The sequence below is a fragment of the Sinorhizobium sp. P24N7 genome (assembly GCF_042436655.1).
GTDB lineage: Bacteria > Pseudomonadota > Alphaproteobacteria > Rhizobiales > Rhizobiaceae > Sinorhizobium > Sinorhizobium meliloti_A.
Genome location: NZ_JBHMIW010000003.1, coordinates 479,108 through 492,654, shown reverse-complemented (window position 1 = coordinate 492,654; position 13,547 = coordinate 479,108). Strand labels below are relative to the sequence as shown.

Genomic DNA, 13,547 nt, shown 5'->3' with positions numbered 1-13,547 from the left:
ACAATGGCATCAATGAGCGATGATCCGCAAATCAGCCTGCCTGCAGTCGCACGCTGATATCCCCTCCGGCCTGCGCCGGAAAGCACGGCCGCTTGCCGGAAGCTACACCACTTCCTGAGACACGATCATGCCTTGCGACGCCAGCCGTAAAGCTGCGAGGGATCTAGCCCCTCGGCGCGGGCGATCGCTGATACATTCGCCCCCGGCAGCATTGTCTCCGCAATCAGCCGAGCCTTCTCAGCATCCGGCCAATCTCGTGGCTTGCGCCTCGTCCGTATTGGTGTCGCCGTCAGAACCTCAAAGGCACGAGCCTGATTCACACTGTCGCTCATAGGTTTCTCCGCATGATTATGCCGAAAATGAGCGATCTTTCGATGCCGCGCTACGTGGGATGGCCTACCCGCTTACTGTATTCCCAATCGATCTGCCGCGTAGTCGGAAAGGCGCGAGGGCAACATTGGCCGGCCTTTGTCTAAGCGCCGTCGTGTATTTCGTGTTGTAAAACTGCCGAACGGCGTAAACTGGAATGCCCTCGCCTCGATGTCGACCGGCGAGTCCGCGAAATGGTTCCCTTCCTCAAAGGATTCCTGCTCGCATGGCCCAGAGAGCCAATTCTTTCCAAAACGGTACAATCGAGAGAATCGGCAGGCAAGGCTCGCAACGCTGTACCCAGACGCCTGTTGAATTATTCAATGTCCTCAAGCTCGTCGGCAGTTACACTCTCTGCTTTGCCAAGCATAGCGCGACGCAATGTTTCGGCATGACCTCGGCTCTCTTCTGCCCGCCGACTGTTTGCGGCCGCTGCGGCCTCGCGACCGCTGCGCCGCGCATCGTCGGCCATTTTTTCGCTGAGCGTCACCCTCTCCTCGATGATCCGGAGCGCCACCCGCATCGCCTCGTCCACGGATCCCTCACTTTCGGCCGCCAGCGTGTCGGAGGTATAGGCATGACCGACCTGGCAGCGGAACCGGAGGGGTGGCCAGCTCTTGATCTGGGAAAGAACGCCGCCGCAGGCCGGACATGACAGCGGAGCCGCGACAGCGATACTCGCAATCGATGCCGCGTCGACCGGGCGGCCGAGGGCGATTTCGACCTCGAAGCCCACGTCGCGCGGGATGGAAACCGCCGACCCAGCGTCCTCGCGCGTAAGCTGGACGAGTAAATGCGGCAGGTCCGCAAGCGGCGCTCTATAGTCGACGTCTGTTGCCGCAAGGGCGCCCAAAGGCATTTCCGGCGCCGCAGCATCCGTTGGATTTTGGACGACCGTCACGCCTCCGCATCGCTTCAGGTCGGCAAGACCCGCCGCTCCGTCGTTCAACATGCCGGTAAGGACGAGGCCTATGGCTCGTGGGCCGTAGCTCACTCCGACGGATCGAAAGAGCGGGTCGACTGCTGGTCGAGCGAGGTTCTCGCGCGGCCCACGGCCAAGCCGAATGACGTCATCGATGACAAGCAGGTGGTGATCCGCCGGGGCAATATAGACACGCCCGCACTCGATCTGCTCGCCATCGGCCGCTGTTGTGACCGGAATCGGCGAATGGTCGCTGAAAATATCAGCGAGCAGATTGTTTCCGCGCGCACCGACATGAACGACGATGAAGACGGTGGCGGCGAATTCAGGAGGAAACTCGCGAAGCAGCTGCTTAATCGCGCCGACCGCTCCCAACGATCCCCCGATTGCGATGACGTTGCGGCGGCCCATGGCATGCTCCATTTCCCCTACAACGTGCCACGACGGGATAGGTTCGGTGCAATACTTAATTGCGGCTCCCTGGGCGCAGGGGAGGATTTTCCCAACCCCTATTGGGGGCAGCTCATCCGCTGCTATAAGAAGATCGCGCCGGGAGCGTCGTTCGGTGTAGAATGCCGACGGATCCGGCTCAGGGGCTTTTAAGCTTCACGGACGAAAGTATGTCGGACAGAGACCATGGTCCCGTTGGGAGAGGTCGCCGGGAGGTAAACATGGATCAGGAACTGGATCCACCGATCGTCGGAATCGGAGCTTCTGCCGGGGGCGTTCAGGCACTCCAGACCTTCTTCGACCACATGTCCACCGATACCGGCGCCGCCTTCGTCGTCATCATTCATCTTGATCCGGGAGCGAGGAGCGAGCTCGCCAATATTCTGGCATCACGCACGCAGATGCCCGTTACGCAGGTAGAGGACCAGGCGAGACTCGAGGGCAACCACGTTTATGTCATTGCGCCAAATCGGCGATTGAAGATCGCGGACGGCTCGATCGCCGCGCTCCCGTTCGAAGAGACGCGTTCGGCCCGAGCCCCGATCGACGTGTTTTTTCGGTCGCTTGCCGAGCAGCACGGAGCCGGATTTGCAATCATCCTAACGGGTGCCGGAGCAGATGGGACGATTGGAGTCAAAGCCATCAAGGAGGCCGGCGGCATCGTGCTCGTGCAGGATCCTGGCGAGGCGGAATATGCATCAATGCCCCGCAACGCCATTGCCACCGAGGCCGCAGATTTTGTCCTTCCAATCCGCGAAATTGCGGAGCGGCTAACCGAACTGCTCGCCGGCCGCGACCATCTTCCACCCGGCCATGTCGGCGCCGGCGACGAAGATCTCCTCGGGCGGATTCTCGCGCATGTGCGCGTCAGGACGGGACATGATTTTTCGCAGTACAAGCGGGCGACTATTTTGCGCCGCATCGGCCGCCGGGCGCAGGTCACCAGAAAGGAGACGCTTGCCGACTACCACGCCTATCTGCGCGAGAATCCCGAAGAGGCCCAAACACTGTTCAGTGACTTTCTGATATCTGTTACGACGTTCTTTCGCGACCCGGGAGCGTTCCAGTCGCTCGCCAACAAGGTCATCCCGCAATTGTTCGAAGGGAAGGAAGCCGGCGACAGCATCCGAGTCTGGGTGCCCGGATGCGCCACCGGAGAGGAAACCTACACGATCGGCATCCTTCTGCTCGAGGAAGCGGCGCGTCGCGATCTCGCGCCGGAAATCCAGGTCTTCGGTTCGGACCTTGATGCAGGCGCTCTTGCGGTTGCGCGCGAGGGACGCTTCCCGGCGACGATCGAGGCCGATGTGAACGAGGAAAGATTGCGGCGGTTCTTTCAACGGGAAGGTGATCACTATCGGGTCCGACGAGAGCTGCGCGATGTCGTTCTTTTCGCCAGCCATAGCCTTCTCAGAGACCCGCCCTTCTCCCATCTCGACATGATTTCCTGCCGCAACCTCTTAATCTATCTTGATCGGCCACTTCAGCAACAGGCATGCAATACCTTCCACTATGCACTCAAACCGGGCGGCTTCCTTTTTCTCGGGTCATCGGAAAGTGCCGACCATCCCGCGGGTCTCTTCCGCACGGTCGATCGCGAGGCGCGCATCTACAGGTCCGCGGCAGGCACCGGCGACCAGAGATCGGCACTGCCGGTGCTGCTCGGCCCCCACCATCGGGTGGAAAGGGCACCCATCGTCTCGCGCCCGCTATCGGCGACCGGCAGCGTCAACGAGGCCGCTTTGCATCGGCAGATGCTCGAGAAGATTGCGCCGCCGAGCTTGCTCGTGGATGAAAGTCATCGCGCTATTCATCTTTCCGAAAGTGCCGGACGCTTCCTGCAGCCCTCAGGCGGTCCGGTCAGCACCGAAGCAGCGGACCTCGTGCGTGAGGAATTCCGCTTCGACCTTCGGGCGGCGCTACACCGCGCGCTGGAGCGGAACGAAGCCACTCTGAGCATGCCGATCTTAACTCACCTCGACGGACAACCTCATCGCGTCTACCTCCAGGTAAAGCCTGTTCTCCAAGGAAGCGACCCGACGCGCCATGCCCTTGTATTTTTCATCGAGGGCGATGTGATCGATCCATCCGAAGATGCCTCTAACGAACCGACCGATGGGCGCCTTCCGCCCGGTCAAGGGGTACGGCAACTGCAGGAGGAGCTGCAACTCGCACAGAACCGGCTCCGGGCGACGAGGGAAGAATCGGAAGCGGCCAACGAGGAACTGCGTGCCGCGAACGAAGAACTGCAGTCAATGAATGAGGAATATCGTTCGACGGCGGAAGAACTCGAGACGAGCAAGGAGGAGCTCCAGTCGATCAACGAAGAGCTGCAGACAGTCAATAACGAGCTCAAGCTTAAGCTGGAAAGTGTTTCGCGCGCACACAGTGATCTGCAGAATCTAATGGCGGCAACCGACATCGCGACGTTGTTCCTGAACCCTATGCTCCGCATCAAACGCTTTACCCCCCGTTTGACCGACATATTCAACGTGACCTTGAATGATGAAGGACGGCCAATTACCGACTTTACGCATCATCTCGAATATGCCGATCTGGCTGAAGACGCACAATCCGTATTGGAAAACCTCACCCCGATCGAACGCGAGGTAAAGAGCCGCAAGGACGGTTGGTATCTTGTTCGGATGCGTCCCTACCGCACGATTGACGACAAAATCGACGGCGTCGTGGCGACATTCGTCGACATCACGGAGCGTCGCAAGGCCGAAGAAACTGCACGGGACAGCAAACAGCGGCTCGAGCAGGAGATGCGCCTTGTCGAGCTCTCACGCTCGCCGATCTTCGTGTGGGACTTCGATGACGGCATAAAACAGTGGAATCGTGGCAGTGAGGAGCTCTACGGCTATTCCCGTGAGGAAGCCACCGGGAAACAAAAGGAGCAACTGCTCAAAACCGCGGTTCCAGGCTCCTCCTTTGAAAATCTTCGGCAGACGCTTATCGAAAGGGGCCACTGGAGCGGCGAGCTGCTTCACACCACCAAAGGTGGGGACGTGTTGACGGTGGAGAGCCAGATCGAACTCCTACCGTTGGGCGACCGCCGTTTGGTTCTTGAAAGCACCCGCGATGTGACCGATCGCAAGCGCTGGGAACGGCGCAGGCAGTTGCTGCAGAACGAGCTCAGCCATCGGGTAAAGAACACACTGGCAGTCGTGCAATCTCTTGTGCGGCAGACGTTGCGTACCACTGAGTCAAGCGAGGATTTCGTTCAGCGCTTCGAAGGACGTCTCACCGCGCTTGCGAATTCCCACAAGTTGCTCCTTGATTCGGAATGGCGTGGGGCCGAACTCGGCGACCTCGCGCTCCGCCAGCTCGAGGCCTACGTCAGCAACGATCAGCGCCGATTGCAGATCGAGGGCGAGCCGGTAACGCTACCGCCGGATCTCGCCACGCCGTTCGGCCTCGTTCTCCACGAACTCGCCACGAATGCCGCTAAATACGGGGCCTTTTCTACCGAAAACGGGCAGGTCAGGCTCAGCTGGCAACTTGGAAACAACGAACGCCATCTCACCGTTATTTGGGTGGAGCAAGGTGGCCCGCACGTCGACCCGCCGATGACGCAAGGCTTCGGCGGCGTGTTGATCGAGAAGAGTTTGCCCGGGGCCACGGTTCATCGCGAATTTCAGCCAACCGGAGTAGTCTGCACGATCCAGATCGAGCTTCCGGATATCCCACCAGATGGTGCGGAATGCTGATGGAACTTAAGTTCTTGCGGCCCAAAAATCCTGATCGTCGAAGACGAGTACTTGGTGGCCTTGATCAAACCCCTTGCTGAAAGGGTCTGGAGCTACTGCGAGGCGCAAAGCATCGGCGGCAAGACGGTTACCGTGAAAATCAAATACTCGGACTTCACCCAGGCGACGCGCAGCCGAACTGTGTCATTGCCGTTTGCCAACACGGCTGAAATCTTGGACGCATCATCGCAACTTCTTGCTGCCGTCCATCCGTTCAAACGCCCTGCTGTCCGGTTGCTTGGGGTGACCATTTCATCGCTCGCCACCGCGGGCACCCATGTTCCGCGCTACCAACTCACTCTCGGACTTTGATGATGGAAAATCAGAGGTGAGCAAATCCTTGTTCCGGTGCGCAACGGCGATTGCTACTCCGTGACATTGGCGCCCGTGAACTCCCGTACCTCGTCCGCCATCCAGTTTCTGAATGCTCTAACCTTTGGGTGATCCTGATTGCCGATCCGATAGACAAGGTCGTATCCCCATTCGACCTCCAGCTTGGCATGTGGGAACAGTGCGACAAGTCGACCTTGGGCAAGGTCTTCTGCAACCAGCACGCTGCGGCCCAAGGCGACGCCTTCACCCCTGATCGCCGCCTCGATCGACATGCTGCCATGACTAAACCCGGGACCGCGCATTTTGGGATATGGCAGGTCCACCATCGCGAACCACCGCTCCCAGGTCGTCGTCATGCCGATCTCGTGAATAAGCTGGCACCTGACCAGATCACTAGGCGATCGAAGCCCGCCAATGTGAGAAAGATAATCCGGCGCGCAGACTGGAGACACCGTCTCGTTCATGATGCGCTCGGCGGTGGCGACGAGATAGTTGCCGGTTCCATATCGTAGGGCGACATCGACATGGCCTGTGGAGAAGTCCACCTGGGCATCGGTCACTTCGAGGTGGACGTCATAATCCGGATATCGCGCCATCAGCCTATGCAGGCGTGGCGTCAGCCATTTACTCGCGAAGGAAACGCCAGAACTGACGACCAGGCGAGTGGTGTCGTTTCTCCGGCGAACATCTTCAGCCTCGCGTGCAAGCTCCGACAGGAGACGGGTGACAGCCCCGAAAAAGGAGATACCCGCGTCGGTCAGCTCGATCCGTCGCGTCATGCGACGGAAAAGGGGAACGCCCAGATGATTCTCTAGCGCCTTGATCTGACGGCTCACCGCACCATGGGTCAGATGCAGCTCCTCTGCCGCCAAAGTCATGCTCATTCTTCTGCCGGTAGCCTCGAAGGCACGGAGAGTCTGCAGCGGAGGAAGTTGGTCCGGCATCTGGTGCTTATGCGTGATCAGTGTTCACGCATCCTGTGAGGACAAATGGTTTGTCAGCAGTATTTGCTCGGCAGTAGACATGACACAGATGCACGTCGCTGCCAATTCGAATCGGCCTCAGCCCATGACCGAGAACGCCACGAACTCCACTGCCCTTTCCTCCATCGAGATACCTGCGCGTGCGATCTCCATGGGTAGTTTCGGCGCAATGCTGTTGCTCGCCATCATGTGGGGCCTTTCCATTCCGATCACAAAGCTTGGCCTTGAGACGGTTCCTCCTTTGACCTTAACCGCGATGCGCTTCCTGGTGGCGGTGCCGTTGCTGCTCGTCCTGTCAGCTCGCCAGCTCCGGTTGCCGTGGCAAGCGTTGCCGAGCATCATCGCGCTTGGGGTCATGGGCATCACTTTCGGAAACGTGGCGCAATCGTTCGGCGTCCAGGGCACATCGGCCTCTGTCGGTACGATCATTTCCGCAACGATTCCGATCTTTATCGTCATCTTCGCGGCCATACGCCTCAAACAGCATGTCGCAAGTCGGCATTGGGTTGGCCTGTTCGCGGCATTTGTGGGAATTGCGCTGGTCGCGGTCGGGAGCGGGCCTGGCGTCGACGACCTGTCCGAGACCACGGTCGCAGGTGTGGCCTGGATGCTGGTCTCGGCCGTTGCCATCGCATTCTACTTCATCTGGAGTGCCGAGCTGACCGTAAAATTCGGCCTGCTCGCAGTCACGACATGGAATTCCCTGGCTGGCCTGGTCGCAATCCTTCCCCTCGCCGGATGGGAGATGGCGCACGCACCCGTTCAGATCACGACACAGGCGATCTGGGCGATTATTTACCTCGGCTCCATGGTGTCCGTCGCGGGCCTGCTGTTGTGGCTATTCATACTGCGAGCGGTTCCGGCCCGCGTTGCGGCGAGCGTACAATATCTACAGCCGGTTTTTGGAGTTGCAGCTGCTTCTGTTCTGTTTGGCGACCAGCTTGGGCTGATTTTCGCGACGGGTGTTGCGCTCATCCTGGGCGGCCTCGCCTTGGCGGCAGTCAACAAGCGGTCCCCTCCAGAGGTGGCGGTAGCGCATAACTAACACCAACGCACAGTTCCCCTCCGCTCACTAACTCCCGTGAGCGGATTGGCCCGTCCTCAGTGACGGGCCTTTTTTCATCCTCGTCGAGCGAAAAAGCGGATGCTCTCGCCTTGAGCAGATTCGAACCACTGGCCCCGCCCAATGCGGCGCACCCATCATAATACGTGCAGGTTCTACCCCATAAGTCGGTCCAGCAGCATCTTCTGCGATCTTTCGACCCAACGTCGATGAACGTCGTCTCGTGGCAGTCCATCAGATGCAAACGACCCCGGACTTCGCAGAAAAGACGAGAGCGCTTCGGAGTAGCTGACAGATTCGAGAACGTTGAAATACTCGTTGTCTGTAATACCGCTAAAATAACCCGTTCCCTCGATCAGTTGCATGGGAGCGACCAGGACGCTTGTGAGACTATTCTTTTCCAGCCTCTCAGCAAAATGTGGGAGATATAGGAGATTGTGCGCCGGCGAAGCAAATGCCGAGGGTTGTCGCCTTCTGATCCGCGTTGACCTGCAGTGATGTGACAGTACATGGTTTTTGACATGGGTTAGCGGAGAGTCGTCTATTGTTCTCCAAATTGGGCTCCCTCTCTCATGTATCGGGTTGGAAAACAGATATTTTCTAGGATCCATCAGGTTCGCCGCCTTGCAGAGGCGCGCTGCGTAGTCGTTGTACGCTTTGGGCTCCTGTAAAACGATGTTCCCGCCCTTCGGTAAACCCACTGTCGAGAGCGCATCGACCAGAGCAATAAAACGGAAGACAGGGTGAAGTTGTATGAGATCACCCATTCTGAGTTCGTTCGTACCATCCTTCGGGAATCGCGGGGAGAGATTACAGAACGGAGGCAAAGGTGGATTCAGCGAAATATCTACGATCGCGAACAAAACTCCGAGCACACCGTCGTCGTTGATGTCGAGATCCTTGTTAACTTCCGTGAAGTAGTTCACGCATGCCACATAGAGTCTCCCAGGGTCCTTTTGGTGCATCTCCCACCTCAGTCTATGAGCGTCCTCAAGGCGTGCGGCCATTTCCGTTCCAATATCGCCATTCCCCCAAGTGTGGTGTCCGTTTCCGTAAAACTCCCGCTGATTGAGAACCGCCGAACATTCTTCCAACGCTCGACACGATAGCTTCCCGAATATAGAAAATATTTCAGACGGGTGTGCATCAGCCTCCGATGGAACTTCAGCAGAAAAGTACGGATCAGGACTGCGAGTGATGTGTTCAACTTCGTATGCGCCGTCAGCATGAAGGTATGCCACCCTCAGTAGTTCATGCAGGCAGAACTTTGCCGCCATTTCCGGAAGTCCCCTGCGAAACACTAGATCGCAAACGAGAAGGGCGTTCCAATGGGCCGAGACGCGCATCCGATCCGAAGGAACGCCATCGATGTGCAGGGCGCCCCCGTCGAAGCGCCATAACGGCGCCCCTTTTTCCCAACGACGCAAAACCGTTCTACGTTCACGCAAATTCAACTCGCGCAAATAGCACTCAATTAACTCGGCGCGCCGATGCCGGAGAAGAAACGTGAAGACACCCAAGGTGCTTGCATTACATTGGGACCAATGAATGTTTTCATGGAAAAGCCCGGATGCGGAAAGAAGTCCCTCAGGCGTCTCGTCCCAGTGAGTGTTCAACGCCACCGGAACTTCGCTCTCGACAAAAAGCGTTTCCGGCCAAAAGGAAGCCCGATCCCCCGAAGAGCCGATACGCTCGGGCAAGAATTCGTCCAGACGTGCCATAACCTATTTCACGTTCTTGGGTCCGAACTTCGCAATGGCAGCCGCCGCAATTTTCTTCATAACATCGTAGGTGACGCCACTCGCGGCTGCGGCTGCCAAGTACTCAAGGACGACACGCGCCACTTCGTATTCGCCGTGGCGCTCTGCACTGAGTGGATCAACCGGCTCCGTGAATGCTTCAAGCTTGACCGCTTCGCGCTCAGCCGGGGTCAGTACCTGACGAAGCATTTCTTCCACTTGCCCGGCAGGTGCGATGATCGTGACCTTTGCGGAGCTGGCATGGCCCATCAAGCATCTCCTTTCCGGCGCGCGAACCCAGAGCCTAAGAGTACCTCGCGACTAAGCAGACCAGCAAGTCGCCTAAATGGGTTGGTTTCGATCCACACTTCCGTTCAGCGGATCGTGGCAAGGCATGTATCCAGTAGATACATTACGCGATCATTTAGCCTAGAACGTGAACATCCTCGCAACAAGCCGTGTATGGGGCTCTTGAAGAACGGCTCCCTTCGACCCTGAGGAGACCTTGGTCTCCTCAGGGTTAATTCGCCGCTTCGCGGCCCCGTACGGCCGATCCGACGCACTGCGGGTTCTCCTGAAAGCTGCCGTCGGCTTATGCGGTGAATGTCCAGCTAGGGGGTGGAAACCGACAGTCGGCTGTTGGCTTCCGAAAGTAGATAGTTGTCGAACTTGCGACAGCTCTTGTGGCCGTTATCTATGCGAAACGGCGACGGGGATCCCCAAGAAACCTAACGGTCAGGTGGCACTCGCACCCAAGGCTTCTTCGAGGGCTCTGCGTCCGCTCGTACCAAGCCAGGAGCGGAAAGAGAGGATTTCCGGATTGATCTCACGCACAGCGTTTAAATCGACATGTTCCGCCAGTGGGCCGTTCTCCAAGCTCCAGGCCATGTGTGCGAGGTCAGCATTGGCTGGAAGCCAGCTTCTCGGCTGGCGCATGAACTGCCCGTTGTGTGGTGGCCTGCTCCGGCACCCAGGCAGGCATGGCCGCCCGTCTCCTTTCGGCCGCTACCTTGGGACTGCGCTTATCGGAGAACGGCTCCTCGACGACGAGGCCGAGCGCGCCGACCGAACTCGCGCGCCTTCTGCTAATGCGTCGCGTGCCGAGACCCATCCCCCGAGGATACGAACCGTGGCGATTCAGGGTGCTCGGCGCAATCATTCTAGATCTCGATGAAGTCGTCGAACGGAGAAGCCTGCCGACACCGGCAAATCCCCTCCTGCCGCTGCATCTGCGACGAGCTCTGCTGGCCGGAGTGGCCATCGTCGAGCGGGCCGGACCCGAGATGCTCGAAATGTTGCGCGGGCAAATGATGGGTGAGAATCAAGCGCGTTTCAGCAGCGCCATCAGTGAGATCATGACCCATACGTGCCGATCAATGGCGTCTTCGCAGTTGCAGTTAATTTGAGAATCCGGTCGCTCGGATTCTCAAATTAACTGCAAACCGGCTGAAACAGCCGCATTCTCACGTTTGATTGCTAAGTGACATGAATTTAGTTGTTTGCGGCGATGGTCGCCGCATGTCGACAGTTTTATAAACTGCATTGACTATGATATTTACCGTGAGAACAGTTTGCGGCGATAGTCGCCGCAAACGCCTCAGATCGAAAACCATGCCTCTTGACGCTGAACGAGGGTTGCTTCTTTTGGATCTGCTCCCCGAGGCGATGCCGGTGACCAGGTCATGGCTCATACGCCAAGAACCAACAATGGATCGGCACGCCGTAGACAATCTGCTAAAGAGCCGCCAGCTTGTGTCCATAGCTCATGCCGTTTATCTGCGGCCAGGCACGCGGATGAGCTGGGAGAGTGTGGTCGCCTCACTTCATTATCTCCCGATATCAAGTAAGCGCCAAATCCATCTTTACGGCAAGGACGCCATTCCGAAATGGCTTGCCGCAGCTCTGCCTGATATAGAATTCGTCCGCCACCTTCCTCTCCCAAATCTGGGAGCGGCCGGTCTTTCCAATTTCGAATACGATTCGCAGGAGCGGACACTCTTCAGGCCGGAGACACGCGGGCAGCGAAAAAGCGCGTGGCCATTTACCATGTCGTCACCCGAACGGGCATACCTCGAAGTTCTCCAGGACGACCGGAGACTATATCCTTCGAACACGCCGAGCAGCTTCTGCAAGGCATGACAACGCTTTCGCCTCGCGTCATGGAGCGGCTCTTGCGCAAATGCACCCATGTCAAAGTGCGGCGACTCTTCTATTGGATGGCAGAGCGTCACTCCTACCCTTGGCTCAAGAAACTGCCTCAGCCTGACACCCTCGATGGGCTCGGACTTGGTCGCGGAAACAGGATGCTGGCCAAGGGCGGCAAACTTGACAAGAAGTACATGATAACCGTTCCGGAGGATATGTGGACACCGCCAGCACCTACTACCGACAAGTCAGGCTCCTGACGCGCATTCTGCCTCTTGTTGCGCAAGAACCGTGCTTCGCCCTGATGGGTGGCACCGCCATCAATCTCTTTATCCGGGATCTCCCGCGCCTCTCGGTCGACATCGATCTCGTCTACTCAGTCTGAGCGCATCGGCGCGATCTTCGAACGACCGGATGATCTCGGAGCTAGGCATTGCCTTCTGGATTGAATCTGCGATGCGGCCGAGTGCGGCCGCAATGTTAGTCAGTGCTGTCTCGCGGTCGTCCATTGGCTTCTTCGTCTCGCAAGGAGGCGATCGCATCAAGATCGAGCTTCAAGCGAAGCCCTGCTGCTCGATGGCTGTCATTCCACCTGGCGTCAAATCGAAGTGGAAAATGTTCTGCAATTGCGGGAATTGTCGCCCGGCGTCGAAGAAAGGTTCGGCTACGTCGAGATGCCGTTGCTCTCGCTCCCCGACCTTTATGCCGGCAAAATCTGCGCCGCCCTCGACCGCCAGCACCCTCGCGATCTTTTCGACGTGAAGCTCCATATGGAAAACGAGGGGCTGACGCCCGATCTCATCAAGACGTTTATCGTATACCTGATTAGCCACAACCGAACGATGGGCGAGCTGGCGCGCCCGGTGCGCAAGGACATTTCCGGCCTCTACGAAGGTGAGTTTCTGCAAATGGCTCAGGAAGAAATCAGTCTTGACGCGCTTTTGGACGTACGCGAGCGCTTGATCGTGGAGATCAACAAGGCGGTGACCGACGATCAAAAACGGTTCCTGATATCCTTCAAGTCTCGAAACCCTGACTGGTCACTGCTCGGCGTCGACGGAGCAGATAAGTTGCCGGCTGTTCGCTGGAAGATGCAGAACCTGGAGCGGATGCCGGAGGCTAAGCACGAGGCCGCACTCCAAAACCTTCGGAAGGTCCTACAAACCAATGATGGGTAGGTCAGCTTGAGGCGTGGCTCCCTGCGAGTGTGCGAGGCGATCAATACTCGACTCCGAATACCGCCACCGAACAGTCCCTCGCCTTGAATGGATCAGAACCGCTGACCCGGCTTATCCGCCATGTAATGCTCAACAATTTCATCAACAATCCTCTCTAACGCACGGTCGATGCAGACGGCGATCGCGTGCTCGTCGGAGGCAGGTGATTCCAGCGCAGCGAACTGGCTGTCGATGAGGCTCGCCGGCATGAAGTGCCCCGCGCGGGCGCCCATGCGCGCGGCGATCAGGTCCTTGGTGCCGGAGAGATGGACGAAGGTGACGGAGCTGGCTGCCTCGGCGCGAATATGGTCGCGGTAACGACGTTAGAGGGCCGAGCAGCCGACGATGAGGACCCCGTCCGCAGCCGCGAGCTTTTGGGCGACAAGCGCGAGCCAGGGCCAGCGGTCCTCGTCCGTCAGCGGCTCGGCACGGCTCATCTTGGCGATGTTGGCCGGCGGGTGCAGGTCGTCGCCGTCGAGATAGGACGCACCGATGCGGGCGGCGAGCGCATAGCCCACCGCAGATTTCCCGCAGCCGGCGACACCCATCAGGACGATGCGGCGCGGCGGAGGGA

Annotated in this window: 12 protein-coding genes and 1 pseudogene; 7 read left to right on the top strand and 6 right to left on the bottom strand. The window is 58.3% G+C overall.

Annotated features, from left to right (window positions below):
* Positions 1-125 precede the first annotated feature (125 nt).
* Together ACFHWW_RS07530 and ACFHWW_RS07525 are read right to left on the bottom strand one after the other, a co-directional pair.
* A complete protein-coding gene (locus ACFHWW_RS07530) occupies positions 126-332 on the bottom strand; it encodes a transposase (protein WP_379937877.1) in 207 nt (68 codons plus the stop codon).
* 353 nt (positions 333-685) lie between these two features.
* Positions 686-1,702 carry a chemotaxis protein CheB gene (locus tag ACFHWW_RS07525; protein ID WP_379937876.1) on the bottom strand — a complete coding sequence of 339 codons (1,017 nt, stop codon included), beginning with the start codon at positions 1,700-1,702 and terminating at the stop codon, positions 686-688.
* A gap of 260 nt (positions 1,703-1,962) precedes the next feature.
* On the opposite strand from ACFHWW_RS07525, the gene ACFHWW_RS07520 reads away from it, so the two are divergent.
* Both ACFHWW_RS07520 and ACFHWW_RS07515 read left to right on the top strand, forming a co-directional pair.
* Positions 1,963-5,454, top strand: coding sequence for a chemotaxis protein CheB (locus tag ACFHWW_RS07520; RefSeq protein ID WP_379937875.1), 3,492 nt, complete (start codon positions 1,963-1,965; stop codon positions 5,452-5,454).
* A gap of 54 nt (positions 5,455-5,508) precedes the next feature.
* A complete protein-coding gene (locus ACFHWW_RS07515; protein WP_379937874.1) occupies positions 5,509-5,805 on the top strand; it encodes a hypothetical protein in 297 nt (98 codons plus the stop codon).
* 53 nt (positions 5,806-5,858) lie between these two features.
* Here the strand turns inward: ACFHWW_RS07515 and gcvA are convergent, their stop codons facing one another.
* Positions 5,859-6,770, bottom strand: a complete 912-nt coding sequence (gene gcvA / locus ACFHWW_RS07510) for a transcriptional regulator GcvA (RefSeq protein ID WP_379937873.1) — start codon at positions 6,768-6,770, stop codon at positions 5,859-5,861.
* A 190-nt stretch (positions 6,771-6,960) separates the two neighbouring features.
* Here gcvA and ACFHWW_RS07505 point away from each other — a divergent pair, with 190 nt between their 5' ends.
* Positions 6,961-7,854, top strand: coding sequence for a DMT family transporter (locus ACFHWW_RS07505; RefSeq protein WP_379937889.1), 894 nt, complete (start codon positions 6,961-6,963; stop codon positions 7,852-7,854).
* Positions 7,855-8,027: 173 nt separating this feature from the next.
* Here the strand turns inward: ACFHWW_RS07505 and ACFHWW_RS07500 are convergent, their stop codons facing one another.
* Positions 8,028-9,593: a hypothetical protein gene (locus tag ACFHWW_RS07500; RefSeq protein WP_379937872.1), complete on the bottom strand. Its 1,566-nt coding sequence runs from the start codon at positions 9,591-9,593 to the stop codon at positions 8,028-8,030.
* A 3-nt stretch (positions 9,594-9,596) separates the two neighbouring features.
* Entirely contained in the window at positions 9,597-9,881 is a 285-nt protein-coding gene (locus ACFHWW_RS07495) for a hypothetical protein (protein WP_379937871.1), read from the bottom strand.
* 872 nt (positions 9,882-10,753) lie between these two features.
* Here ACFHWW_RS07495 and ACFHWW_RS07490 point away from each other — a divergent pair.
* The 4 genes from ACFHWW_RS07490 (at position 10,754) to ACFHWW_RS07475 (ending at position 12,934) form a co-directional block, all read left to right on the top strand.
* Positions 10,754-11,017: a hypothetical protein gene (locus tag ACFHWW_RS07490; RefSeq protein WP_379937870.1), complete on the top strand. Its 264-nt coding sequence runs from the start codon at positions 10,754-10,756 to the stop codon at positions 11,015-11,017.
* Between the two features lie 729 nt (positions 11,018-11,746).
* A complete protein-coding gene (locus ACFHWW_RS07485; RefSeq protein WP_379937869.1) occupies positions 11,747-12,016 on the top strand; it encodes a type IV toxin-antitoxin system AbiEi family antitoxin domain-containing protein in 270 nt (89 codons plus the stop codon).
* Complete coding sequence (locus ACFHWW_RS07480; protein WP_379937868.1) at positions 11,974-12,141, top strand: nucleotidyl transferase AbiEii/AbiGii toxin family protein; 168 nt, start codon at positions 11,974-11,976, stop codon at positions 12,139-12,141. Before ACFHWW_RS07485 ends, ACFHWW_RS07480 begins: the two co-directional genes overlap by 43 nt.
* 223 nt (positions 12,142-12,364) lie before the next feature.
* Positions 12,365-12,934 carry a nucleotidyl transferase AbiEii/AbiGii toxin family protein gene (locus ACFHWW_RS07475; RefSeq protein ID WP_379937867.1) on the top strand — a complete coding sequence of 190 codons (570 nt, stop codon included), beginning with the start codon at positions 12,365-12,367 and terminating at the stop codon, positions 12,932-12,934.
* Positions 12,935-13,026: 92 nt separating this feature from the next.
* Here the strand turns inward: ACFHWW_RS07475 and ACFHWW_RS07470 are convergent.
* Positions 13,027-13,521: pseudogene (locus tag ACFHWW_RS07470) on the bottom strand (gluconokinase).
* Between the last annotated feature and the right edge of the window lie 26 nt (positions 13,522-13,547).

What these genes read in the sequence shown, in the direction of transcription:
- ACFHWW_RS07530 (WP_379937877.1), bottom strand. Translation starts at nt 332, where the DNA reads ATGAGCGACAGTGTGAATCAGGCTCGTGCCTTTGAGGTTCTGACGGCG.
- ACFHWW_RS07525 (WP_379937876.1), bottom strand. Translation starts at nt 1,702, where the DNA reads ATGGGCCGCCGCAACGTCATCGCAATCGGGGGATCGTTGGGAGCGGTC.
- ACFHWW_RS07520 (WP_379937875.1), top strand. Translation starts at nt 1,963, where the DNA reads ATGGATCAGGAACTGGATCCACCGATCGTCGGAATCGGAGCTTCTGCC.
- gcvA (WP_379937873.1), bottom strand. Translation starts at nt 6,770, where the DNA reads ATGCCGGACCAACTTCCTCCGCTGCAGACTCTCCGTGCCTTCGAGGCT.
- ACFHWW_RS07505 (WP_379937889.1), top strand. Translation starts at nt 6,961, where the DNA reads ATGGGTAGTTTCGGCGCAATGCTGTTGCTCGCCATCATGTGGGGCCTT.
- ACFHWW_RS07500 (WP_379937872.1), bottom strand. Translation starts at nt 9,593, where the DNA reads ATGGCACGTCTGGACGAATTCTTGCCCGAGCGTATCGGCTCTTCGGGG.
- ACFHWW_RS07495 (WP_379937871.1), bottom strand. Translation starts at nt 9,881, where the DNA reads ATGGGCCATGCCAGCTCCGCAAAGGTCACGATCATCGCACCTGCCGGG.
- ACFHWW_RS07485 (WP_379937869.1), top strand. Translation starts at nt 11,747, where the DNA reads ATGACAACGCTTTCGCCTCGCGTCATGGAGCGGCTCTTGCGCAAATGC.